Source organism: Microvirga puerhi (assembly GCF_020089865.1).
In the GTDB taxonomy this organism is placed as follows: Bacteria; Pseudomonadota; Alphaproteobacteria; order Rhizobiales; family Beijerinckiaceae; genus Microvirga; species Microvirga puerhi.
In genome coordinates this window covers 93872-118211 of sequence record NZ_JAIRBM010000005.1, presented here as the reverse complement: position 1 = coordinate 118211, position 24340 = coordinate 93872, and the positions used below count along the sequence as shown (strand labels likewise).

The following is a 24340-nucleotide window of genomic DNA, read 5'->3' as shown; positions in this document are numbered from 1 at the left end:
GCGTTAGTGTGGCGTGACGGGTCACACCCGGAGGAGTTCATGGAGAAGCCGCTCCTGTCGATCCGCGACCTCGCGGTCGATTTCGAGACCGAGACCGGACATTTCCGGGCCGTGGACGGCCTGTCCTTCGATGTTCCCAAGGGCAAGACCGTGGCACTCGTGGGCGAATCCGGGTCCGGCAAGTCGGTCACTGCCCAGGGCATCCTCCAGATCCTCTCGAAGAAGGCGCATATCGCGGGCGGGTCCATCCTCTTCAACGACCCGATGCAGGGCGAGCCCGTCGACATCGCGACTCTAGCACCGAGCTCGGACGCCATGCGCGCGCTGCGCGGCGGGCGCATCTCGATGATTTTCCAGGAGCCGATGACATCCCTGTCGCCGCTCCACACCATCGGCGACCAGATCTCCGAGGCGCTCGTCATCCACGCGAAAGCCTCACAAGCGGAAGCCCTGGAGCGGACGAAGGAGGTTCTGGCCCGCGTCGGATTCCCGGACCCGGTCCGCGCGCTGAGAACCTATCCGTTCGAGCTGTCCGGCGGCCTTCGGCAGCGCGCGATGATCGCGATGGCGCTGATCACCCACCCGGCGCTTCTGATCGCGGACGAACCCACCACCGCCCTCGATGTGACGACGCAGGCGCAGATCCTGGATCTGATCAAGGAACTCCAGGCCGAAACCGGTATGTCGGTCCTGCTCATCACGCACGATCTCGGCGTCGTCGCCAACGTGGCCGACGAAGTCGTCGTCATGTATCGCGGGAGGATCATGGAATCCGGCTTGCGGGATGCTATCTTCCGTCACGCGGAGCATCCCTATCTGCAGGCTCTCATGCGGGCAGTGCCGCGCTTCGCCATGGCCGAAGACGAGCGGCTGACCCCGATCCGCGAGGTGAAGAGCGCAACGCTCGCCGAAGCGCACAAGCCCGAGCGAATCGAGCCGAAGGGGCCGATCCTCAGCGCGCACAACCTGACGAAATCCTTCACCCTCCGTTCCGGATGGTTCTCCGGCCATCTCAGGACCATCCACGCAGTCAATGGCGTTTCGCTCGAACTACCGGTGGGCAAGACCCTCGGCCTTGTCGGAGAATCTGGCTGTGGCAAGACGACCGTGTCGAAGATGATCATGCGCGCCATGGCTCCGGATTCGGGACAGGTGCTTTTCGACGACGGCAATGGCCCGAGAAACGTCCACGAACTCGAAGGCGATGCCCTGAAGGATTATCGCCGCTGCGTGCAGTTCATCTTCCAGGATCCGTTCTCGTCCCTCAATCCGAGAATGACCGTCTATGAAATCCTGACCGAGCCGCTGATCATTCACGGCATCGGCGATGCCGACATGCGCTATCATCGCGCCAAGCAGCTGCTCGACATGGTGGGCCTCGACCGGCATTCGCTGCGCCGCTATCCGCACTCCTTCTCCGGCGGCCAGAGGCAGCGGCTCGGCATCGCGCGCGCACTGGCTCTGGAACCGCGCGTCCTGCTCTGCGACGAGCCGGTCTCCGCCCTCGACGTCTCCGTCCAGGCACAGGTCCTCAACCTTCTGAAGGATCTGCAGACGGCACTCGGCCTTTCCTATCTCTTCGTGTCTCACAACCTCGCGGTGGTCGATTACATCGCGGACACCATCGCGGTTATGTGCCGGGGCTACATCGTCGAGCAGGCGCCCAAGACGTCCCTGTTCAGGAATCCGGTGCATCCCTATACCCAGGCCCTTCTCGCCGCCGTTCCGGACCCGGACCTCGACCGGCCGCTCGATTTCGCGCAGTTGCGCGCCGACCGCTTCTCTCACCCGAACGAATGGCCGGAACCGTTCTGTCTCGAAGAGGGCGAAGAAGGTTTCATGAAGGAGATCGAGCCGGGGCACCTGGTCCGCCTGGGACGGCTCTCTGTGGAGGAGGCTGCATGATGTGGACGAACGCACGTCTGAGATCCGGCCTGCTGGCTCTTTTGCTCACCCTTCCCCTGCCCGCCCTTGCCGCGGATTACGTGGAACAGCCGTATTTCAAGGACAAGGTGTCCAAAGGCGAGATGCCGCCGGTGTCCGATCGTGTTCCTCAGGCTCCCTTCGTGTCCGAACAGGCGAACGGAGATTACGGCGGCGACATCGTCACCCTGGTCGCCCGTGCCCGCGACATCCGCTACATCTCCACATTCGCGTATTCCCGCCTCGTCGGCTATGACCGAAACCTCGAGCTCAAGCCGGACATTCTCGAAAAGGTCGGCGACGAGGATGACCGGGTCTTCACGTTCACGATCCGCGAAGGACATCGCTGGTCGGACGGCCATCCGTTCACTGCGGAGGATTTCCGGTACTACTGGGAGGACATCGCCCAGAACAAGGAACTTTCGCCGGCTGGCGTGCCGGAATTCATGATGGTGGACGGCAAGCCTGCGAAGTTCGAAGTCCTCGACGAGCACACGGTGCGCTACACCTTCGACAAGCCCAATCCGCGCTTCCTGCCGCAACTCGCAGGACCGGTAGATCCCGGCATTTATCGCCCCGCGCACTACCTGAAGCAGTTTCACGCAAAGTACGCCGACAAGGCGAAGCTCGACGAGGTTGCAAAGGGGCAGAAGCTGAAATCGTGGGCCGCTCTTCATAATCGTCTCGACGACATGAAGGAGCATACCAATCCCGACGAGCCGGTGCTTCAGGCCTGGCGCGTCACCAACAGGGCGCCGGCGAACCGATTCATCTTCGAACGCAATCCCTATTATCATCGCGTCGATGGGCATGGACATCAGTTGCCTTATGTCGATCGCATCATCATGGACGTGTCCTCCAGCGGCCTCTTCGCGGCCAAGGCCAATGCGGGGGAAGTGGATCTCCTCTTCCGCGGCATCGCCATGAGCGACATCCCGGTGCTGAAGCAGGGTGAGAAGGCGCACGACTACACGACGCTCCTGTGGCCCTATGCCCGTGGCTCAGAACTTGCACTCTTTCCCGACCTGAATGCGAAGGATCCCGTGTGGCGGGCGCTGAATCGGGACATTCGCTACCGTCGCGCGCTCTCGCTCGCCATCGACCGCAAGACCCTGAACAACGTGTTTCTCTTCGGCCTCGGAATTGAGGGCAACAACACCGTCATGGAGCAGAGTCCGCTCTCATTCCCCGGCCTTCGCACGCTCAACGCCACCTATGATCCCGCCGAGGCTTCGCGCCTTCTCGACGAGATCGGCTTGACGAAGCGCAATTCGGCAGGAACACGGCTTCTGCCCGACGGACGCGAGATGGAGATCATCGTCGAGACGGACGGCGAAGCCAGTCACATCATCGACGCACTGACCCTGATCGGCGAGTTCTGGCGGGAGATCGGTGTGCGCCTCTTCGTCAAGCCGCAGGAACGGACGGTGCTGCGTAACCGCGCCTTTGCCGGGCTCACCAACATGGTCGCCGGACAGGGCTTCGACAACGCCGTTCCGACCGCCATCATGCCTCCGACGGAATATGCCCCGATGCGGCAGGACAATTATGCCTGGCCGCAATGGGGACAGCACGTCGAAACGAAGGGCAAGAACGGCGAGGCAGTGGACATCCCGGAGGCGCAGCGCCTGCTCGAACTCTACAAGATCTGGATGAACACCGGGAACCGTGGCGTGCAGCAGAATGCGTGGACCGAGATGCTGCGCAACCATGCCGAGAACCAGTGGACCATCGGCACGGTGGCGGGCGCCCTGCAGCCGATCGTGGTGCGCAACAACCTCAAGGGCCTGCCGCAGAAGGCCCTTTACAGCTGGGAGCCGACGGCGATGATCGGCATCTACCGGGTCGACGAGATGTATTGGAACAAGGCTGCCCTGAAAGAGGCCCGGAAATGATCCGCTTCCTGTTGCGTCGCTTCGTCACGATGCTCGTGACGCTTCTGATCATTTCGGCGCTTGTGTTCCTGATCATCAAGCTGCCGCCGGGCGACTTCCTGTCCAACCAGATCGCCGAATTGCGGTCGCAGGGCGAGGCCGATGCTGCCGCGAAAGCAGAATTCCTGATCAAGCAATACGGCCTCGACAAGCCGGTCTGGCAGCAATACCTGGTCTGGCTCGGCGTCATGCCCGGCGAGAACGGCTTCTCCGGTCTCTTACAGGGCGACTGGGGCTGGTCGTTCGAATACGATCGTCCCGTTTTCGAGGTGGTGGGCGACGCTCTCTGGCTGACTCTCGTGGTCAATGTGGCGGTCGTCATCTTCATCCACCTCGTATCGATCCCGATCGCGATCTTCTCGGCCACGCGCCAATATTCTGTCGGCGACTACGTCGCGACATTCATCGGCTATCTCGGACTCGCGACGCCGAGCTTCCTCCTGGCGCTGATCCTGCTCTATTACTCCAACCGATGGTTCGGCATCTCGATTGGCGGCTTGTATGATTCACGCTTCGCCGGTCAGCCCTGGACATGGGAAAAGATCCGGTCGCTGCTTGCTCACCTCATCGTGCCGACTCTGGTGATCGGCCTCGCCGGTACGGCGGCGATGATCAGGCGCATGCGCGCCAACCTCCTCGACGAGCTCGGCAAGCAATACTACGTCACGGCGAAGGCGAAGGGGCTGACACCCTCCAAGGCGCTGCTGAAATATCCGTTCCGCATGTCTTTGAACCCGTTCATCGCCGATATCGGCAACCTCCTGCCGCATCTCGTCTCGGGCTCGGTGCTTGTCTCCCTTGTCCTGAGCCTTCCCACCGTCGGGCCGATCCTTCTCAGCGCGCTCAAGAGTCAGGATCAGTTCCTGGCTGGATTCATCCTGATGTTCGTCGCCGTGCTGACCGTGCTCGGCATGCTGATTTCGGATCTCCTGCTCGCATGGCTCGATCCGCGCATTCGCCTGGGAGGCGGCCGATGAACGAGGCTCTCCCGCTCAAGCGGCACTACGTCAACAAGGAGCCCTTCGATCCCGGCGTCACAGAGCCGATGGGCGCGGAGAACGAGGATTTCTACAGGGCTTCTTCCTGGCGACTCGTCTGGTGGAAATTTCGTCGTCACAAGGTGGCGGTTGCCGCTGCCTTCGTCCTGCTGGCCTTCTACCTTCTGATCCCGTTCGTCGAGGTGATCGCGCCTTACAATCAGACCAAGCGCAACGGCGATTTCATCTATGCGCCGCCGCAGCCCGTGCATCTGATGCACGAGGGCCGGTTCGTGGGGCCTTTCGTCTATCCGTACAAATTCACCTTCGACCTGGAGAGCTTCCGGCGCGTCTACACCACCGATACGTCGAAGCCCCAACCGATCCGCTTCCTGTGTCGGGGGGACTACTACGAGTTTTGGGGCCTCGTGACGTCCAACATCCACCTGTTCTGCCCGCCTGAGGACGGCACTCTCTTCCTGCTTGGGACGGACCGGCTGGGTCGCGACGTCTTCTCGCGCATCATCTACGGAGCGCGGATCTCGCTCACGATCGGCATCGTCGGCATCGCGGTGTCGTTCGCCTTAGGGCTCTTCTTCGGTGGGCTGGCAGGCTATCTCGGCGGCTGGGTCGATCATGCCATCCAGCGGCTCATCGAGATCCTGCGCTCTCTTCCGGAGCTGCCGCTCTGGCTCGCCCTGTCGGCGGCTCTTCCCGCCAACTGGAGCCCGATCCTGGTCTTCTTCGGCATTACCATCATTCTCGGTCTGCTCGACTGGCCGGGCCTCGCCCGAGCGGTGCGGTCGAAGCTGCTCTCCTTGCGCGAGGAAGATTTCGTCAAGGCGGCGGAGCTGATGGGCGCCTCGAAGCAGCGCATCATCGCGCGCCATCTGATCCCCAACTTCATGAGCCACCTGATCGCATCCGCGACGCTCGCCATTCCCTCGATGATCCTCGGCGAGACCGCCCTCTCCTTCCTGGGGCTCGGCCTTCGCCCGCCGGTGACGAGCTGGGGCGTCCTTCTCAACGAGGCTCAGAACTTGGCAGCCGTGCAGCTCCATCCCTGGCTCCTCTTCCCCATCCTACCGGTCGTGATCGTTGTGCTCGCCTTCAATTTCATGGGCGACGGCCTGCGTGACGCAGCGGATCCTTACCATTAGCGCCTCACGGAACAGATGGTCGCGGGAGGAGTCAGGCAGTCAAAACCCTCTTCTGCGCACGATACTTGGGTGAGTGCTCGCATCTTTTGTAGGACTAAAGTCTGATACTATAGGAAAACTTCTGCAAGCTTCGCGCAATTGACGGTTTGTTAAGCCTGTTGCACCAAAACTCCGGCCAAATAAAATTTGGGGGAATCACCTGCCATGCGTGTCCTGTTCGAGAAGGTCCTCTGGCAAGTGGCGCAGGCCAACAGCCAGACGGCGAAAACGAAGCCAGCGGGCAACAAGCGCATGGAGGATATCCTCCGCAAGCGCGAGGCCATGGCCGGCCGCCTCACGCTCGGTCTGATCGGCGCCATCACCATCTCGTCGGTGGCCTTCGCGGGATATGCGATTCAGGGCGGCGTCGCCCGATCCGATTTCCCCATGGCGGTCCCATCGCTTGGAAGCGCGGCCGCGAATGGAGAACGTCGCATCGCATTCCGCGCCAAGGACCAGGAAGATCCCTCGGTCACAGGCTCGATCCCCCAGGCGTCCCGGGACGAGGCCAAGCCGCAGCAGGACTATGCAGCTGCAGAATCCGCCGACCGGAATTCAGGTCGTGGCTATGTGGTCCGAAAAATCCTCCGGCGCGGGGCTCTCGTGGAGGGCCCAAGCGGAATGCAGGAAGTGTCTCCAGGCAGCTTCCTTCCAGGTGCCGGCCGCGTGATCTCGATCTTCAAGTCGGACGGCGGCTGGGTGGTCGTGACGTCGGAAACCGTCATACGCGAGGGCGCGATGCTCGGTCTCGGAACAGCATCGAGCGCTCAGCGCGGCGCGAGCTAAGGCCCCACGCCTCTCCCGCACTCAGTTCGAGGCGCCGACTCCGGCGTCGTCCGGCAGGGTGACGTCTGATTTCACCGTCGATCGGGCGGATGCGATCAACTGGTCGAGCAGGCCCGGAAACAGCCTCTCGAGATCATCGCGCCTTAACGACATGTAGCGCGACGTGCCCTCGTTGCGGGTGTTCACCAGCCCCGCCTCCCGCATCTTCGCGAGATGATAGCTGAGGTTGGACTTCGTCCCCATGTCGCCGAATCCCCCGCAGCGGACTTCGCCGGCCGAGTCCGCGATACGGACGAGAATCGCCAGGCGTGTCGGGTCACTCAAGGCAGCGAGGATCGTGGCGAGGTCGAGGGATTCCACGGGTGGATGAAGAGGGTCACGCATGTCTTCCATGTAAGCCAGCCCTGCGAAAATCTCAATGTTCAACGATTATTGAATTAGCTCTCTTGTCAAAGGTGACTCGCTGGTTCATTTGTTCAATAGGTTTTGAACAAATGAGGTTCGCATGTTCTCTCGACTGATCTGGCTGGCGCTCGGGGCCTTCACGGTGGGAACGGAGGGCTTCGTCATCGCAGGCCTCCTGCCGGAAATTTCCACGGAAGCCGACATCTCCATGGCCCAGGCGGGCAGCCTCGTCACCGCCTTCTCGCTTGCCTATGCCTTGGGAACTCCCATTCTGGCGACGCTGCTCGGCGGCGTCGACCGGCGGTATCTGCTCGCTGGCACGATGGCGCTCTTCGCCGCCGGAAACCTGACGGCCGCCCTCGCCTCCGGCTTTGCAGCGCTTCTGATCGCCCGCATCGTCATGGCGGTGGCGGCGGGCCTCTATGCCGCCACGGCCCAGGCCACCGCCATTGCCCTGTCGCCGCCCGATCACCGGGCACGAGCGATCTCCGTCGTGGTCGGCGGAACGACCGTTGCCGTTGCCCTCGGCGCACCGATCGGAGCGCTGCTGGCGACGGTCACCGGATGGCGCGGCACCTTCGCGGCCATCGCCGTCTTGAGCGCCTGTACGGCACTCGCGGTGCTGGTCAAGCTTCCGGGGAATCTACGCGGCTCGCGCATCCCGCTCCGTCAGCGGGCCGCCGTGGCTGCACGTCCCGGCATGCTGCCCCTCTTGGCAACGACCTTCCTGTGCCTGACCGGTGGATTCACGGTCTTCACCTACATCGCCCCCTTCGCCGTCGACGGAGCGGGATTGTCGGCCAGCCTCATTCCGGCAGTGCTGCTTGCCTTCGGCATCGGCTCGGCACTGGGCAACATCGTCGGAGGCCAAGCGGCCGACCGCTTCGGGCCCCGCCCGACGCTGATCTTTTCGACCCTCGCAGTCAGCGTCGTGCTGATCGCCATGTCGGTGGTCGTGAAGACGGCGCCTGCCAACCTCGCCGGACCGATCCTGGTAGCACTGACGGTTCCATGGGGAATCTTCGCCTGGATGGTACCCCCGACGCAGGCGAGCCGCATCGTCGCCCTTGATCCGGAGAGTGCGCCGGTGTCTTTGTCGCTGAACGCCTCCGTTCTCTATCTCGGCGTCGCCTTCGGAGCGTTTGTCGGCGGCGAAATCATGACGCTTGGACATATGCGGGATCTGGGCTTCGTTGCCGCACTGTTCCCTCTCCTGGCGCTCCTCATCGTGCTTGCGACCGGAAGGGGCGCGACCGTGATGAAGTTGCGCCTGCGGAGAAAAGGCTGCGAACCGCTCAAGGCCGCGACACCATAAGAACAAAGAAAAAGGCGCCCAAGGGCGCCTTTCTCATATCAAGCCTGCGAGAAGTTTCAGCGACGGGGCGCCTTGTCGAGCCACGCAACCTGGGCGCCGTCGCGGCGTCCTTCGGAACGGGCGCGGTTCGGCTGACCCTGCTGCGGCTGGCGCTGAGGCTGCCGTTGCGAAGGAGTCTTCTGGTTCTGAGCGGGCCGCTGACCGGCATTGGCTGGGGCACCCGCAGCTGCGGGCTTCTGTCCCCCGCCCCCACGGCGACGGCGACGCTTCGGGCCACGCTCGGCATTCGGGTCTGCATCTCGCGACTGGCCATGGCCCTGATGTCCCCGAGCGTGCGGGGCCGGACGGCCACGCTGCTGCTGCTGCGGCCTGCGCTGCGGCTCTTCCGGCTCGCCTCCGATCGGGCCGGCCGAGAAGCCTTCCGGCAGCGACGCAACCGGCACCCGCATGCGGGTGAGCTTTTCGATGTCCTTGAGATAGGCGCGCTCCTCGTCGTTGCAGAACGAGATCGCCAATCCATCCGCCCCCGCACGCGCCGTGCGGCCGATCCGGTGAACATAGGATTCCGGAACATTCGGCAGGTCGTAGTTGATGACGTGGCTCACACCCTCGACGTCGATGCCGCGCGCCGCGATGTCGGTCGCGACCAGGACACGACACGTCCCGTTGCGGAATGCTGCCAGTGCCCGCTCGCGCTGCGGCTGGGACTTGTTGCCATGGATGGCGGCGGCCACGATGCCGGCCTTGTCGAGCGCGCGGACGACCTTGTCCGCGCCATGCTTGGTCCGGGTGAAGACCAGGACGCGATCGATGGCCTGATCCCGCAGGACGATCTCGAGCAGGGGCTGCTTGCGGCTCGTCGCCACGAACATGACGCTCTGCTCGACACGCTCCGCCGTGGTCGCCACGGGCGTCACGGCGACCTTGGCCGGATCCCGCAGGAACGCATCCGCGAGAGTCGAGATGGTTTTCGGCATGGTGGCCGAGAAGAACAGGCTCTGCCGCTCCTTCGGCAACAGGGTGACGATGCGCTTCAGAGCGTGGATGAAGCCGAGATCCAGCATCTGGTCGGCCTCGTCGAGGACCAGGATCTCCACGTCGCGCAGGCTCAAGGACTTGCGGTCGACGAGATCGATCAGGCGGCCCGGAGTCGCGACGAGGACATCGACGCCCGCTGCGAGCTCGCGCTCCTGCTTGCCGATGGTCACGCCGCCGAAGACGACCGAAGTGGTAAGCTTCAGGTTGCTGCCATAGACGCGGAAGCTGTCGGCGATCTGCCCGGACAATTCGCGCGTGGGGCTGAGCACCAGGACCCGGCAGCTCTTGCGGATGCGGGCCTTAGGGTTGGCGTTCAGGCGATGAAGGATCGGAAGGGCGAAGGCCGCGGTCTTACCGGTTCCAGTCTGCGCGATGCCGCAGACGTCACGGCCCTCGAGCGCATAGGGAATGGTCTGAGCCTGGATCGGGGTCGGCTTCTCATAGCCTTCAGCCGCCAGCGCCTTCAGGATCGGCTGCGCCAATCCAAAATCGGAGAAAAGTGTCAAGGTATTCAGTCTTTCGAACAGATGCGAAAGAGCCCCAAGGCAGGTCTGCTACCCATTCAAGGCGCGCTGCTCGGGCTCGGGGCGACGGCCCGCGTGATGGGGCTATCGTACGGTCAAGCGATTGAAGAAGGGGGCCGGGGTTTCCACCGATAGTGGATATCCGTCACGCAGCCCCGCTCAAGCAGCTCCAGGAGGAACGCTGACGCCGTCCCTGTGCATATGATCGTTTAAGGCCTGTTCGTCAACCGCCAGGGCTGACATAAAGCCGATAGCCACCTAAGGACTGGACCGCATTTCGGAACGGAAGTCCCAGCGCGGCAAGGTTCATCTGATGTCATCCCCCACCCGTATGCCCTGGGGCTTCGTGTCAGCCCTTTCGGCAACCCAGCTTATTTCCTACGGCACGATCTTCTATGCCTTCGCCCTTCTGATCGAGCCGATGCAGCGCGAACTCGGCTGGTCCAAATCGGCGCTTACGGCCGCTTATTCCCTGTCGCTCGCCTCATCCGCACTGTTTGCGGTCCCGATCGGCCGTCTCATCGACCGGGGCTACGGGCGGGCCATCATGACCGGGGGCTCGGTGCTGGCAGCCGTGCTTCTGGCTCTCTGGTCGCAGGTCCACAATTATCCCCTCTTCGTCCTGATCTGGATCGGTCTCGGCGCCTCGATGAGCGCTGTCTTCTACGAGCCGGGCTTCGCGATTCTGGCGCGCCGGCTCGGATTGCTGGCCCGCAAGGGGATCACGATGATGACTCTGGTCGGTGGTTTTGCCAGCACCGTCTTCATTCCCCTGACGCATCTGCTCATCGACGCCTTCGGCTGGCGAAGCGCTCTGCTGGTGCTCGCAGCCTTCAACCTTTTCGTCTGCGCTCTCCTCCACCTCCTCTTCATCCCGCCCTCGGAACCTCGCAAGAAGGCGGCCCACTCGCCGCAGGTCGCCCCGACAGCGGCGAAGGATCCGAACCACCTCCTCAAGAGTCCATCCTTCTGGTGCTTCGTCGCCACCTCCGTCGCACAGGGGATGATTTCCACCGGTATTCCGCTCCACCTGATTCCCATGCTGATCGAGCGCGGCTTCAGCCTTGATGTCGCCGTTGCGGCCTACTCGATCATCGGACCGGCGCAGGTCGCAGCCCGTCTCTCCACGGCTTTCGGAGAACGGGCGATCAGCGTCCGAGCCTTGGGGGTGATGACGATGGTGATGAGCGTGATGGGTTTCGCCCTGCTCCCCTTCATTCCTGCGGGATCCTGGCTGATCGCCGTCTTCGCCGGCCTCTATGGGGCCTCCAACGGCATGATGACGATCGTCAAGGCGCTTCTGCCCGTGGAATTCTTCGGCCGTGAGAATTACGGCGCCATCCAGGGCATGATCGCAACGCCGGTGCGGATCTCCATGGCGGCCGCTCCCTTCGCCTTCGGAACCCTGTGGGCCTGGCAAGGCAACTACGATGCGGTTCTGATCATCTGCCTGGGCATGGCCCTCTGCTCTTTGGTTGCATTTGTGCTAAACCTCGCCTTCGCCCGCAGGGTGTGACGTTATCCAGATTTTTCTTGCCTTAGTCGGCTAAAGGAAACATGTGCAGGTGCCGGACAGCCCGGCTCGAAGGAAAGACCCGTTTCGTGACGACAGTGACAGATCTTCTGATTGTAGGCGGCGGCATCAATGGCGCAGGCATTGCCCGCGACGCCAGGGGCCGCGGCCTCTCCGTGGTTCTCTGCGAACAGGGCGACCTCGCCGGCTACACCTCGTCGGCCAGCACCAAGCTCATCCATGGTGGTCTGCGCTATCTGGAATATTACGAGTTCCGCCTGGTTCGCGAGGCCCTGTTCGAGCGGGAGCGCCTTCTCGAGGCCGCCCCCCACATCATCTGGCCGCTGCGGTTCATCCTGCCTCATGAGAAGGGCATCCGGCCGGCCTGGTTCGTCCGCCTCGGCCTCTTCCTTTACGACCATCTAGCGCCACGCAAGCGCCTCCCGGGCACCGAGACGATCCACCTGACGCGCCATCCGGCCGGCAAGGCCCTGAAGCCCGGCTTCGACACGGCCTTCGCCTATTCCGACTGCTGGGTCGAGGACAGCCGCATGGTGGCCCTGAACGCCCTCGATGCTGCCGAGCGCGGCGCCGATATCCGCGTCCGCACCAAGCTCGTCTCTGCGCGCCGCGAAGGGGATATCTGGGTCGCGAGCCTGCAGAATGTCGCGACCGGCGAAACGACGGAAGTGCGGGCGAAGGTCATCGTCAATGCAGGCGGCCCCTTCGTGGCCGACGTGCTCAACGCGAAACTCGGGCTCAACACCCAGAAGAGCGTGCGCCTCGTGAAAGGCAGCCACATCGTCGTTCCGAAGCTGTTCGAGACCGAGCAGGCCTTCATCCTGCAGAACACCGACAAGCGGATCGTGTTCGCGATCCCCTACCAGGGCAAGTTCACCCTCGTCGGCACCACGGATATCCCGGTCGAATCCGTGCCCGACAAGAAGGTGACCATCAGCGACGACGAGATCCAGTATCTCTGCAACGTGGTGAACCACCATTTCCAGCGCAATGTGACCCCGGCCGACGTGGTGTGGACCTATTCGGGCGTCCGCCCCCTGTTCGACGACGGTTCCGTCAACGCCTCGGCGGTGACGCGCGACTACGTGTTCGATCTCGACCGTCCGGAGGGTCAGGCGCCCGTCCTGTCCATCTTCGGCGGGAAGATCACGACGTTCCGCAAGCTTGCCGAGCATGCGCTCGACGAGCTGAAGTCGTTCTTCCCGGCCATGAAGCCGGCTTGGACGGAAACCGCGAAACTGCCCGGCGGTGATATGCCGGATGCGGATTTCGAGCGTTTCTTTGCCGGCGTGAAGAAGCGCTGGCCTTTCCTGCCGGAGGCGCTCGCCTATCGCCTATCGCGTGCTTACGGCACGCGGATCGAGGAACTTCTAGGCTCGGCCAAGGCGATGGCGGATCTCGGCGAGGATTTCGGCGCCGGGTTGACGGCCGCCGAGGTCGATTATCTGGTACGCCGGGAATGGGCGCGCAGTGCCGAAGACATCCTGTGGCGGCGCTCCAAGCTCGGTCTTCATGTGCCCGCCGGCGCGCCGGCGCGGATCGATGCCTATCTCGAAGGACGCCGCGCGACCTCCGTCGCGGCTCAATAAACTCAAAACGACGGTTTGCGGGGAAACACCATGGCTCACTATGTCGGTGCCATCGATCAAGGCACGACCAGCACACGCTTCATCGTGTTCGATCGCGGCGGCAGCATTGTCTCGGTCTCCCAGAAGGAGCATGCGCAGATCTATCCCAGGCCAGGACACGTGGAGCACGACCCTCTGGAGATCTGGCACAATACTCTGGCGGTGATCGAGGAGGCGCTGGCGAAGAAAGGGCTGAAAGCGACGGATCTCGCGGCCATAGGCATCACCAACCAGCGCGAAACCACCCTGATCTGGGACAAAGCCACTGGCAAGCCGCTCTACAATGCTCTGGTCTGGCAGGACACCCGCGTCGATCCGCTGGTGGCCGAATTCGCGAAGGATGGCGGGCCCGACCGCCTGCGCGACAAGACCGGCCTTCCATTGACCAGCTACTTTTCCGGCCTGAAGCTGCGCTGGTTGCTCGACAATGTTCCGGGAGCACGGGCGAAGGCGGAAGCCGGCGACCTGCTCTTCGGGACCATCGACACCTGGCTCGTCTGGAACCTGACCGGCGGGCGCTGTCACATCACCGATGTGACCAATGCCAGCCGCACCCAGCTCATGGATTTGCACAAGCTCGCCTGGGACGACGAGATTCTGAAGCTCTTCAACATTCCGCGCGCCTGTCTTCCAGCCATCGTCTCCTCGAGCGAGGTCTATGGGGAAGCGGTCGGGCTCCTGAAAGGCGTGCCGATCGCCGGCATCCTCGGTGACCAGCAGGCCGCTCTCGTCGGGCAAACCTGCTTCCAGCCTGGAGAGGTGAAGAACACCTACGGCACCGGATGTTTCATGCTCATGAACACCGGCGAGACGCCCTACCCGTCCACCTGCGGCCTGCTCACCACCGTCGGCTACCGCTTCGGCCAGAGGAAAACGGTCTACGCTCTTGAAGGCTCCATCGCGATCGCCGGCGCACTGGTCCAATGGCTGCGCGATAATCTCGGGCTGATCGCGGCGAGCACTGACATCGAGCCCCTTGCCCGCAGCGTCGAGAACAATGGCGGCGTCACCATCGTCCCGGCCTTCTCCGGCCTTTACGCACCGCATTGGAATGCGGGCGCGCGGGGCCTGATCGGCGGCCTCACCCGCTTCGCGAACAAGGGTCACATCGCCCGCGCCGCTCTCGAAGCGACCGCCTTCCAGACCCGCGAGGTCCTGGAGGCAATGTCCAAGGACACCAATATTGCCGTTAAGGAACTGCGGACGGATGGCGGCATGGTGGTCAACGAGCTGCTGATGCAGTTCCAGGCCGACATTCTCGATGTGCCCGTGGTGCGTCCCAAAGTCATCGAGACGACAGCCCTGGGATCGGCCTATGTCGCAGGTCTCGCCACCGGCGTCTGGACCAGTACGGACGAGCTCGTTCGCAACTGGGCCGTGGATCGCCGATGGAAGCCCGGTCTTGACGCGGCAACGCGAGAGCGGCTTTACACCCATTGGTGCAAAGCAGTCGAACGTTCGCTCGACTGGAATTGATAGTTCTGCCGGCAGCGGCTCTGAAACTCTGGATCAAGAAAGATGACATCGATGTCACGGACGGTTCTGACGGTGGTCGGCGCACGGCCTCAGTTCATCAAGGCCTCTCCCGTCAGTCACGCCCTGCTCGCGCACGGGGGCTTCCGGGAAATCCTGGTGCATACCGGGCAGCACTTCGATGCCGCCATGTCGGATGTCTTCTTCGAAGAACTCGATATCCCGCCGCCGAAATATAACCTCGAGGTCAACAGCCTCGGGCACGGCGCGATGACCGGGCGGATGCTGGAAAAGCTCGAAGAGGCGATGATCGCCGAGAAGCCCGATTGGGTGCTGATCTATGGCGACACGAATTCCACGGTCGCCGGCGCGCTGGCTGCCGCGAAACTCCACATTCCGGTAGCGCATGTGGAAGCGGGCTTGCGCTCCTTCAACCGGCGCATGCCTGAGGAGATCAACCGCGTCGTCGCCGATCACTTGAGTGCGACACTGTTTTGCCCGACGCAGACGGCGGTCGACAATCTCAAGGACGAAGGCATCACCAAGGGCGTGCACCATGTAGGCGACGTCATGTATGACGTGACGCTTGCGGCCGTCGAGCGCGCGAAAGGGCGTTCGCGCATCCTCGAAATCCATGGCCTTTCGCCGAAGTCTTACGCGGTGGCGACGATTCATCGGGCGGAGAACACGGACGATCCGGCGCGCTTTGCCAAAGTGATGCAGTGGCTATCCGATCGCGCGAAAGAAACGCCCATCGTCATGCCGGTCCATCCGCGGACGCGCAAACTGATGGAGAAAAGCGGCCTGACGCCGGCAGGCGTCCGTCTCATCGACCCGCTCGGCTATCTCGACATGGCCTGGCTGACCCATAACTGCGCCGCGGTCTTCACCGATTCCGGAGGCCTCCAGAAGGAGGCCTACTTCCACCGCGTTCCTTGCGTCACGCTGCGCGACGAGACGGAATGGGTAGAAACGGTAGAAGCCGGCTGGAACCGGCTTTGGATCAACGAAGATTACAAGCCCCGTCGAGATATTTCAGATTATGGGACGGGAAAGAGCAGCGAGAAGATTGCCGCTCTTTTATCATCGGCAGGATAAGTACGCCTCAGGAGATCGCTGAGCGGATCTTCTCCGCGTATGCCGCCAGCTTCTCCGTTTCCTCCATCTGACCCGTGTGAGGCTTGAGCGGCACGCCCTCGAAACGCGGGATGACATGAACGTGCAGGTGGAAGACCACCTGCCCACCTGCCGACTCGTTGAATTGCTGAACAGTGAGGCCGTCCGCAGCGAGGGCCTCCTTTGCCGCCTTTCCGACAACCTGCACAGCTTTCGCAAGGTCTGCACAGACTTCGGGACTCGCATCCAAGAGATTCCGCGCCTCCGCTTTGGGGATCACGAGGACGTGCCCGTCGCCTCGCGGCATGATATCCATAAATGCGAGCGCCTTATCCGTTTCATAGACTTTATGACAAGGGATTTCGCCCCTGATGATCTTAGCAAAGATATTGTTTCTATCATAAATCATGGGGATTCTTTCGCTGCTGCTTGCTGCGGTGAAATTAGCGTGAGCATCCACCAAGAACAATGTGCCGGCATGTGGAAAAGCCTGACGAGGCGCCACCGGCGAATGCATAGGCCGGGCTCATTCGCCGATTGACAATTCCGTTACGGCGTGACATTTGCGATGTTATATAATTCTATAGCCAGATTCTGTCCCGCTCCTCCGTTTAGCCAGGCATATCATCCGCTTCCTTTGGGAGAGGTGCCGACTGATGGAGGAGGATGCGGAAAAGGTATTGGAAACAAATGTCGAATTACGACCAACTCATTCGATTCGTTCGGGCCCATGCACGCGATCCGCTAAACCTCGCAAAGATCATCAACGCGTGGGAATGGACTTCGCTCGCGGGAGGCAGCTACGGTCCCGTTCCGACAAGCGCCAAAAATGTCCCGGACGTCCTCGCAGCCAGCTGCGGATGGCGCGAAATTTTGATGGCCGATCTTTTCAAGCATATCGGGATTCAGAGCCGCGCGGTCAATTTCTATGACGTTCCATTTCAAGGAAATCATACGGCGATCGAACTGCTGATCGGCGGCAAGTGGGTGTTCTTCGATCCGACCTTCGGCACCTACTTCGAGCCTGTCGGTGGAGGACGACCGCTCTCTGCCGCAGAAGCACGGGCAAATTGGCCGAACATCGTGGTCAAGAAGTCCAGCCTTGAGGGATGGCAGGGTAAATTCGTCGATTTGGCGACGGTCAGCCCGACCGCCTACAGCAGCTATAAGGATGACTTCTTCTATCGGCCGATGGCTGCCACGAGCATCCCGAACGTACTGAGCGGTGAAGTCAAAAGCTTATACTTCGGGCCCAAAACAGCGTACTATAGCGACGGCAAGTACTCCGACCTTCCGGACAGCGACTCGACCTGGAAAACCCGCACTGACAAAGCCAATAAATATCCATGGATGCGTCAAGTCGATACGTTCGACGCATCGGGAAAGCTCGACTCGCGCTGGATCGAATACGATAAGACAAGCAAGCATGTCTATGCGGTATTCGTCGACTGGGACCAAGCCAATCAGCACAACTGGGCCAGCAAGACGACCTATGTCGGCAACACCAGAAATGCCGTCTTTGACTACACCGTGCTCGTCAATGACGATAAGAGCAAAACCATCATCGACTACGATACCGCACCCTCCGCATACGACTGGTCTGAGAAGACAACGCACTACACAGCTGCAGGAAAAATCGACTGGCAGACCGGAATCTTCGATGACGGGCGCCGATGGTCGATCGATTGGGATGAAGCCAACGTCGTCCGCTGGAAATTCTATCAGGACATCTATGACAGCAATGGAAATGTCGAGACCACGACATTCACCTACGATGACGATTCTGTGGAAGTGGTCGACTGGAAGCATGTCCATGGGCAGGATGGCACATCGTCCGGCGAGACTTTGACCGGGACCTCAGGGCGGGATTTTCTGCGGGGCTTCGGAGGCAACGACGTTCTGATCAGCGGCGGAGGGTCCGACCGCCTCGAAGGGGGAGTAGGCAATGACATCTACTATGTCAGCTCCATGGAAGATCTCGTCATAGAAAACCCCAACCAAGGAATCGATACGGTCCGCTCGGATGGTTCGTATACGCTCGCTCCCAACTTCGAAAACCTGATCCTTCTCTCGGGAACATACGGGACAGGCAACATGGAGAACAACTTCATTGCCGGCAACGATGCGCCAAATATCCTGAGCGGCCTATCAGGAAACGATCATCTTTCAGGCGCGGGCGGCAACGATATCCTTGTAGGGGGCCCTGGAAACGATGTTCTGGAAGGTGGGCCCGGGGCCGACATTCTTTCGGGCAATGCAGGGGCCGATGTCTTTATTTGGAGAAACCTCTCCGACCTGGGACAATTCACTGCAACTGCTGACCTGGTGAAGGACTTTTCGCACCGGGATGGCGATCTACTCAATCTCGCGCAGATTGATGCAAATGCCAACGCGCCGGGCAATCAGGCATTTACATTCATCGGCCAAGCCACATTCACGCATCCGGGACAGATCAGCTACATTCACTCCGGTGGTGAGACACGCATCCTGCTTAACACCGACAGTGACAAGGACGCCGAGGCGGTCATTCGCCTGCCAGGACTGAAAATACCTGATGCGTCCTGGTTTGTCCTTTGACTGCTCTTAGGCGCCGAGCCTGATCGATCCTCCGGTTACGGGGATCGATCAGGCTCGTGCTATTCCGAGTGCACCGTTGAAGCTGTCCTGACCATATTCGACTTCCATACCGCGTTTTCCCTTCCGCACACCGTTATGCTCTGGGCGCAGCCGCCTTCGACCGCCGCCTGTCGGCCCTTCGATATGCATGACACAAGGCGCACTCCACCCCGGCCGCCTCATCTCTTGAGACAAAAACGCTTCAAGACCATCTCGATCGTGGCAGAGAGAGATCCGTAACGGCGCTCGTAAGTCGCTCTTCCGTTTCGCTCAGGCGCCGGACATATTCCGGAGCCTCTATCTTATATATTGGTGGTCGCATCGCGCGTTTCTTTGTGAACAACGCGCCCCTCCGAAACGTTCGTAGAAATAATCCTGTTACAGGACGAAGTCCCAAGCAAAGAGCTTGTCGAAGTTCGACGTTCCATAGACCTGAATTGAGAAGTCCGGATTCTTATCCCCGTTTACGTCGGCATAGACGAGGTAGCCAGGCGTCGCTGTCCCCTCTGGGCCCGTTTTTACCGCCATTAATTCACCGGCATGTCCCGAGAAATGAGTAACGAATTTGAAAGCCTGATTTCCAGCCAGAGAGCTGTTCGCATCTATCGCAGAGAGGTCGATCTTATCGCCGTGCTCGAACGTGGTAATGATATCCCGGGTCGAGAATGACGGGCCAGAATCGGACAGGGACCTATAGACGAAACGATCGTTCCCACCGGAACCGATCAATACGTCTCGACCACCTCCTCCGACGATCAGGTCATCTCCCATTCCACCGTCGAGAATATTGGAGCCGTCATTTCCAATCAGCACATTAGCCTCGCTCGTTCCGGAAGCATTCAGTGCAGCTCGCCCCATGAGCGTGACATTCTCGACATTCGTATATGATGTAAGCGCGATTGAAATCCAGCCCTGAATGGTGTCGGTTCCCTCACCGGCTAGTTCCTGAACAATGTCGGCCGAGCTGTTGACGACATAGACGTCATTGCCAGTTCCACCGATCATGAGGTCAGAACCGTTGCCGCCATCAAGATAATCCGACCCAGGCCCGCCATACAACGTATCCTGACCTGCCCCGCCATAAAGGAAGTCGTTTCCGTTCATTCCGTCGAGCACATTGTTTCCGGAGTTACCCGTGATCACGTTCGAGGCACTGTTTCCCAGACCGCTGAAACTGCCCGTCCCGGTAAGAACGAGATTCTCAAAATTTGGCGCGAGCTCGAAGCTCGAACTTATTTGAATCGTGTCTATACCTTCGCCGACATTCTCGTGCACAACATCGAGCGAAGAGTTCAATATATACGTGTCGTTGCCACGCCCGCCGATCATCGTGTCGTAGCCAAATCCGCCATCGAGGTAATCGTTGCCGTCTCCCCCATGAAGAATGTCGTTGCCCCCCTTGCCGAGCAGCTTATCGTTTCCGAGCAATCCCCAGAGTGAATTATTGCCGGAATTTCCGGTCAGAATATTTGCAAGTTCGTTGCCGACGCTGTCGACACTTCCCTTTCCAGGCAATGTCAGCTTGGCGGCATGATCAGGAAGGACATAGGTACGGGTCAGGGGAGGATACTGAAGCAGCTCCTCCGGACTGCCGTAGTAGTAAAGAATGTCGGCTGGCTTGAACAAGCCATCCGTTACCGCCTTGACCACTTTGCCGTTGAACCAGTCGATATCATGCCTGCTATAGAACGATACCTGATCTGATTTTGCGATCGGATCCCCGTACACAAGGGCATTGTAGCCATCTGTCTTCGCAAACAGCCCGATCGTTGGATCAACCAACATCGCCTTTGATCCTGGCGTACTGATCAGCAGCTGCGCGTGATTTCCGACAGCTCCGCCGTCCCATCCAATCAAAGCGACCTCAGAGGCCGATGTCGGTGACAGCTTCTCGAACAGATACGATGCCAAAAGGACATACTTGACACAATCGAGGCCGCCATTTGTCGCGAGAAGCTCATCGAGCGTCACAACTTTACTTGTGCCGTAAGGCTTTAACTCATAGGCAACGAGAGCCGCGAATGCCAGTTTGATTTGATCCTCTGGCTGTGAGGCGAACGAAGCGCCGAGCGCCTTTTTGAAGGCCGCTCTAGATGCTCGGTAGAATGCAGGCATCGTTTCCGGATGAGCAGCGAGATCGGCCAAAGCGGCCTTGGAAAAGAAACTCATTTGATTATCCGCCAGATCAAAGAATGAGATGAAATGTCACTCTGAATCATGTTACTATATATACATATGTTATATCATGGCAATAACAAAATGAACCTTCCTCCAGGGCAGCGGCGTTCGCGAGGGCAGATCAAAATCCTTGCTAATGGCGTCTGTCAGTTGATCCCAACACCACCCACAAGCGCATTTCTCGAGAATAAATAAATATAATTCTCTTATTTCTATGCCATTCAAGCACAACCTACCAAAATATCGGTATACGCTTCGAACATTAATTTAATTACATCGAAAATATACTTAATATAATTGTGCAATAATCTTTTATTATAGAATTTATTGTTTTGTAAAACTCGATACCATCAACATAACGATGCAATTAGAAGGGCTGCTTGAGCCTCCCTATCCTGTGAAACAGGCTCGTCACGCTGGTGAAAATTTAGTCAAGATTGAACTTGCCGATAGTATAGTTCAGTAAATCCAACATAGAGATAGGAAAATCTACGCCAACAACAGTGCATTCTTCGTCCACCGATCGGGGTGCTTCCACTAATATTGCACCAGCTCCTAGTCCACACCGGTCGCCTTCAGGCCCCTTCATCGTTTGTGGGAGAATCCTCGCTTTAGGCGAGTGCTGCGGCACAGTTCCCTCGTTCATTGGGCTGGAAAAGACCGCAAGGGTCGGGTATTCGATGCCCCCTGGGACAGCGACTAAGTTACAGTCTCCACGCCGGGGCGGTCCGCAGCGCGGCAGGAGATCACCTCGTAAGTACGGAAAATCAACATGGATCTAGCCAGTCTAAAGCCTGTCGTCGGCTACCGGCCCGGACGCGGACGCGAACGCCTGTTGATGATTTGTTTCTACAACCCCAGCGGCATCCCGACGATCTATGAAAACATCGCGAGCTGGCAAGCCTTCAGCCGCTATCAGATCGAGATCGTCAATCTATGGCCAGGGAGAGGCGGAAAGCCCCTTCACCTGCTTCCGTCTCTAGATTTGAATCAATACGCCGGCATAATCATCCACTCCACCGTATCGTATTTTCCCGGCAACCTCTTTGCTCTTGACCAGGAACTCACGACGCCCTTCGAAGAGTTCGACGGCGTGAAGATCCTCATGAAGCAGGACGAGCAGGTGCAGACAAGGCGCTTTGCCGAGTATATTGCGCTGAAGAAGATCGATCTCGTCGTCACCTGTCTTCCGCCGGAGGAATGGGAAAAGGCCTATCCGCGCGAGCTGGTGGGCGATGTCGACTTTCTACAGGCCTATACCGGATATATCTCGCCGGCACTGCGGAATGTGAAGCGTATTCCGGTGGAAGGGCGCGCGATTGATGTAAGTTATCGAGGCTCGATCCAGCCCCTCGAGTTCGGACGTCTCGGATACGAAAAGCGTGCGATCGGCAATGACTTCCTCGCAACGTCGAACAATTCTTCGCAATTGAAGCTCGATATTTCCAGTCGGTGGGAAGATCGGATCAACGGTACGGCTTGGTTCGAATTCCTCAGATCATCGAAAGTCGTTCTCGGCGTGGAGTCGGGCTCGAATCTTTTCGATTTTACGGGCGAGGTTGCGTCTTGGTGCAGATCCTACGAAGAGCGCAACCAGGACATGGATCCGGGATCCAAGGCCTATTACATCAAGGCCCATGAAGAGTACCTTCACGCGTTCGAAGGCAACGTCAACTACGCTCAGATCTCGCCACGGCACTTCGAGGCTGCCGTCTGCCAAGCCGCACAGATCCTCTATGAAGGTCACTACTCGGGGATTTTCATCCCCTATCGCCACTTTCTGCCGCTCAAGCGCGACATGTCGAACTTTGCGGAGGCCGTCGACTTCGCCCGTGACGAGCGACGCTTGAAGGAGTTCGCCGAGCGGACTTATGAAGAGGTCGTCCTCAATCCAGCTTACCACTACGAGCGTTTCGTCGAGCAGTTCGACGCAGCGGTCGAGCAGCGTATGCGGATCAAGAATATGGGTCATGGCAAGACCGCCAGCGCGACGGGGCAGAAGGCAAGGCCGAAGGCGCTGCTCCTCATGGCACACGAACCGAGCCTCGACCCTCGCATCGACTGGTTCTCGGAAGGGCTGTCGCACGATTTTGATGTCTGCGAGATCGGCATCTACAAACACGATGTCGAGAATACCGCTCCAACACTCGAGCGGCTTTCGGATCATCGAGTAAGAGTCCGGATCGAGCGGGAGCCCTCGATCTGGGATACGATCGTGACATCGGGCGGTCTTGAGCAAGAGAATTCTGTCGGAATCCAGGCTCTGCAATATCTCTATCTGCTGGAACAGCTACCGGCCGCCCTGCTTGCTCGAACAATCGGCGCACATGATGCCGACGAGGATGATCTCTACCGGTTCCGATGGTATTGCCGATATTTTGTGACAAGAAACGCCGCCCTTATACGGGCCGCGCGACTGGTTGACTCATTCGACTTGATCGCGACGGTGGATCTCGACACGCTTCCTGCTGCTGCGGTCTTGGCAAAAGAGCTCGGCGTACCTGTCGTTTATGATGCTCACGAATACTGGCCTCACTCCAATCCGAGCTTCCGTCACTGGGAGATTGATTTCTGGACCAAGCTGGAGAGCGAGCTTCTTTCCGAGACGACCTATCGATTGACAGTGTCGCCCCAGCTCGCGACCGAAATGTCAGGTGAGTACGGACGCTCGTTCACCCATATTCCGAACTGCGCCTCTCTTGGTATCGAATCCTCGATCGATCTGGAGAGGGTCTTGCGGGAACGAGCCGGCAAGGAAGAAGTGGTCTTCCTGTTTCAAGGCAACTTCTCTCCTCACCGGGGCGTCGAGAACCTCGTAGAAATGTGGAGCGAAGTTGATCCACGCGCAACGCTGTGGCTGCGGGGACCCGATAGCGACATCAAAGCCGCAGCGATAGAGATTGCCCGAAACAAGGGCACGCTCAACCGGACGGTTTTCTTCCCGGATGCGGTTCCTGAAGCCGAGCTCGTCATGGCTGCACGGGAGGCCGATGTCGGGCTGATCCCTTACGAGCCGTTCAATCTGAACTACCGCTACTCGTCGCCCAACAAGCTGTCACAGTATCTGGCGGCGGGGCTGCCGATCATCTGCAATGAGATAGACTTTGTACGGTCGGTCGTCGTCAACAATGGCGTGGGAACCGCGGTCAACTTCAGAGAGCGGGACAACTTCATTCGTACGATCAATGCCTATGTTACCGACAGACCGCGAATTGCAGAGCTTTCACGCAAGGCGCAGGTCTTCTTTACGGAATGCTTCAACTGGCAAGTTCAAAGCCGAGACGTTTATGCTGCCGTCAAAGCTCTGGTGCCAGAAGAGGCAGTGAGACAGCGCGCATTGGATTTTGATTGGATCTCAGATCAGCGGAAATGGAATGCGGAGCCATCCACACAGGAGGCGCGCATTGCCACCCTTGAAGCCGATCTCAGGCGATACACCGCCGAAATTCAGAGGTTGCATACGGACTATCCCGAGCACATTCGGATGTTGAATTCACTTGTGCGGGACGTGAGTCTTTTCACCCTGATCAAATATAGGGTCGTCTTGGCGACGAAGATCGCGGTGAAGCGTTGGATCAGCTATCCGGCGGCCTGGCCGCTGAAAGTCGTCGTCGAAGCTGGGCTGCGCTATCGCAGAAGGCGTCAGGAAAACTGATGTCCTCATGGCGTTCTTTGCAAAGGATGCAAGAGACGC

General features: G+C 59.7%; 16 protein-coding genes. 12 read left to right on the top strand and 4 right to left on the bottom strand.

The window, feature by feature from the left end; all coding sequences use genetic code 11:
- The first annotated feature begins 39 nt into the window (after positions 1-39).
- From K9B37_RS08395 to K9B37_RS08375, 5 genes are all read left to right on the top strand, one after another.
- On the top strand, positions 40-1905 hold the full coding sequence (locus K9B37_RS08395) for an ABC transporter ATP-binding protein (RefSeq protein ID WP_224312635.1): 1866 nt from the start codon (positions 40-42) through the stop codon (positions 1903-1905).
- Positions 1905-3818, top strand: a complete 1914-nt coding sequence (locus tag K9B37_RS08390) for an ABC transporter substrate-binding protein (protein ID WP_439651703.1) — start codon at positions 1905-1907, stop codon at positions 3816-3818. The genes K9B37_RS08395 and K9B37_RS08390 overlap by 1 nt, the downstream gene beginning before the upstream one ends.
- Positions 3815-4834, top strand: coding sequence for an ABC transporter permease (locus tag K9B37_RS08385; protein WP_224312633.1), 1020 nt, complete (start codon positions 3815-3817; stop codon positions 4832-4834). The genes K9B37_RS08390 and K9B37_RS08385 overlap by 4 nt, the downstream gene beginning before the upstream one ends.
- Positions 4795-5994, top strand: coding sequence for an ABC transporter permease (locus K9B37_RS08380; protein ID WP_439651698.1), 1200 nt, complete (start codon positions 4795-4797; stop codon positions 5992-5994). The genes K9B37_RS08385 and K9B37_RS08380 overlap by 40 nt, the downstream gene beginning before the upstream one ends.
- Positions 5995-6198: 204 nt before the next feature.
- On the top strand, positions 6199-6819 hold the full coding sequence (locus K9B37_RS08375) for a hypothetical protein (protein ID WP_224312631.1): 621 nt from the start codon (positions 6199-6201) through the stop codon (positions 6817-6819).
- Positions 6820-6840: 21 nt separating this feature from the next.
- Here the strand turns inward: K9B37_RS08375 and K9B37_RS08370 are convergent, their stop codons facing one another.
- Positions 6841-7203 carry an ArsR/SmtB family transcription factor gene (locus K9B37_RS08370; RefSeq protein ID WP_224312630.1) on the bottom strand — a complete coding sequence of 121 codons (363 nt, stop codon included), beginning with the start codon at positions 7201-7203 and terminating at the stop codon, positions 6841-6843.
- A gap of 121 nt (positions 7204-7324) precedes the next feature.
- Here K9B37_RS08370 and K9B37_RS08365 point away from each other — a divergent pair, with 121 nt between their 5' ends.
- Positions 7325-8539 carry an MFS transporter gene (locus K9B37_RS08365; protein WP_224312629.1) on the top strand — a complete coding sequence of 405 codons (1215 nt, stop codon included), beginning with the start codon at positions 7325-7327 and terminating at the stop codon, positions 8537-8539.
- A gap of 56 nt (positions 8540-8595) precedes the next feature.
- Here K9B37_RS08365 and K9B37_RS08360 read toward each other — a convergent pair whose 3' ends face one another.
- Entirely contained in the window at positions 8596-10083 is a 1488-nt protein-coding gene (locus K9B37_RS08360; RefSeq protein WP_224312628.1) for a DEAD/DEAH box helicase, read from the bottom strand.
- A 331-nt stretch (positions 10084-10414) separates the two neighbouring features.
- Here K9B37_RS08360 and K9B37_RS08355 point away from each other — a divergent pair, with 331 nt between their 5' ends.
- From K9B37_RS08355 to wecB, 4 genes are all read left to right on the top strand, one after another.
- Positions 10415-11617: an MFS transporter gene (locus tag K9B37_RS08355; protein ID WP_224312627.1), complete on the top strand. Its 1203-nt coding sequence runs from the start codon at positions 10415-10417 to the stop codon at positions 11615-11617.
- An 86-nt stretch (positions 11618-11703) separates the two neighbouring features.
- Positions 11704-13224, top strand: coding sequence for a glycerol-3-phosphate dehydrogenase (locus K9B37_RS08350; protein WP_224312626.1), 1521 nt, complete (start codon positions 11704-11706; stop codon positions 13222-13224).
- 30 nt (positions 13225-13254) lie between these two features.
- Positions 13255-14739: a glycerol kinase GlpK gene (gene glpK, locus K9B37_RS08345; protein ID WP_224312625.1), complete on the top strand. Its 1485-nt coding sequence runs from the start codon at positions 13255-13257 to the stop codon at positions 14737-14739.
- Between the two features lie 51 nt (positions 14740-14790).
- Positions 14791-15834 (top strand): non-hydrolyzing UDP-N-acetylglucosamine 2-epimerase, encoded by a 1044-nt coding sequence (gene wecB / locus K9B37_RS08340; protein WP_224312624.1) that lies wholly within the window; start codon positions 14791-14793, stop codon positions 15832-15834.
- Positions 15835-15841: 7 nt separating this feature from the next.
- On the opposite strand, the gene K9B37_RS08335 is transcribed toward wecB, so the two are convergent.
- Positions 15842-16261, bottom strand: a complete 420-nt coding sequence (locus tag K9B37_RS08335) for an HIT family protein (RefSeq protein ID WP_255616497.1) — start codon at positions 16259-16261, stop codon at positions 15842-15844.
- Positions 16262-16839: 578 nt separating this feature from the next.
- On the opposite strand from K9B37_RS08335, the gene K9B37_RS08330 reads away from it, so the two are divergent.
- Complete coding sequence (locus K9B37_RS08330) at positions 16840-18429, top strand: calcium-binding protein (protein WP_369414254.1); 1590 nt, start codon at positions 16840-16842, stop codon at positions 18427-18429.
- A gap of 417 nt (positions 18430-18846) precedes the next feature.
- On the opposite strand, the gene K9B37_RS08325 is transcribed toward K9B37_RS08330, so the two are convergent.
- Positions 18847-20637 carry a calcium-binding protein gene (locus tag K9B37_RS08325; protein WP_224312623.1) on the bottom strand — a complete coding sequence of 597 codons (1791 nt, stop codon included), beginning with the start codon at positions 20635-20637 and terminating at the stop codon, positions 18847-18849.
- Between the two features lie 781 nt (positions 20638-21418).
- Between K9B37_RS08325 and K9B37_RS08320 the strand changes: the two genes are divergently transcribed.
- Positions 21419-24301, top strand: coding sequence for a glycosyltransferase (locus K9B37_RS08320; protein WP_224312622.1), 2883 nt, complete (start codon positions 21419-21421; stop codon positions 24299-24301).
- Positions 24302-24340 lie beyond the last annotated feature (39 nt).

Excerpts from the sequence above, each read along its gene's own strand:
- K9B37_RS08395 (WP_224312635.1), top strand. The coding sequence starts at position 40 with ATGGAGAAGCCGCTCCTGTCGATCCGCGACCTCGCGGTCGATTTCGAG.
- K9B37_RS08390 (WP_439651703.1), top strand. The coding sequence starts at position 1,905 with ATGTGGACGAACGCACGTCTGAGATCCGGCCTGCTGGCTCTTTTGCTC.
- K9B37_RS08385 (WP_224312633.1), top strand. The coding sequence starts at position 3,815 with ATGATCCGCTTCCTGTTGCGTCGCTTCGTCACGATGCTCGTGACGCTT.
- K9B37_RS08380 (WP_439651698.1), top strand. The coding sequence starts at position 4,795 with ATGGCTCGATCCGCGCATTCGCCTGGGAGGCGGCCGATGAACGAGGCT.
- K9B37_RS08375 (WP_224312631.1), top strand. The coding sequence starts at position 6,199 with ATGCGTGTCCTGTTCGAGAAGGTCCTCTGGCAAGTGGCGCAGGCCAAC.
- K9B37_RS08370 (WP_224312630.1), bottom strand. The coding sequence starts at position 7,203 with ATGCGTGACCCTCTTCATCCACCCGTGGAATCCCTCGACCTCGCCACG.
- K9B37_RS08365 (WP_224312629.1), top strand. The coding sequence starts at position 7,325 with ATGTTCTCTCGACTGATCTGGCTGGCGCTCGGGGCCTTCACGGTGGGA.
- K9B37_RS08355 (WP_224312627.1), top strand. The coding sequence starts at position 10,415 with ATGTCATCCCCCACCCGTATGCCCTGGGGCTTCGTGTCAGCCCTTTCG.
- glpK (WP_224312625.1), top strand. The coding sequence starts at position 13,255 with ATGGCTCACTATGTCGGTGCCATCGATCAAGGCACGACCAGCACACGC.
- wecB (WP_224312624.1), top strand. The coding sequence starts at position 14,791 with ATGTCACGGACGGTTCTGACGGTGGTCGGCGCACGGCCTCAGTTCATC.
- K9B37_RS08335 (WP_255616497.1), bottom strand. The coding sequence starts at position 16,261 with ATGATTTATGATAGAAACAATATCTTTGCTAAGATCATCAGGGGCGAA.
- K9B37_RS08325 (WP_224312623.1), bottom strand. The coding sequence starts at position 20,637 with ATGAGTTTCTTTTCCAAGGCCGCTTTGGCCGATCTCGCTGCTCATCCG.
- K9B37_RS08320 (WP_224312622.1), top strand. The coding sequence starts at position 21,419 with ATGGATCTAGCCAGTCTAAAGCCTGTCGTCGGCTACCGGCCCGGACGC.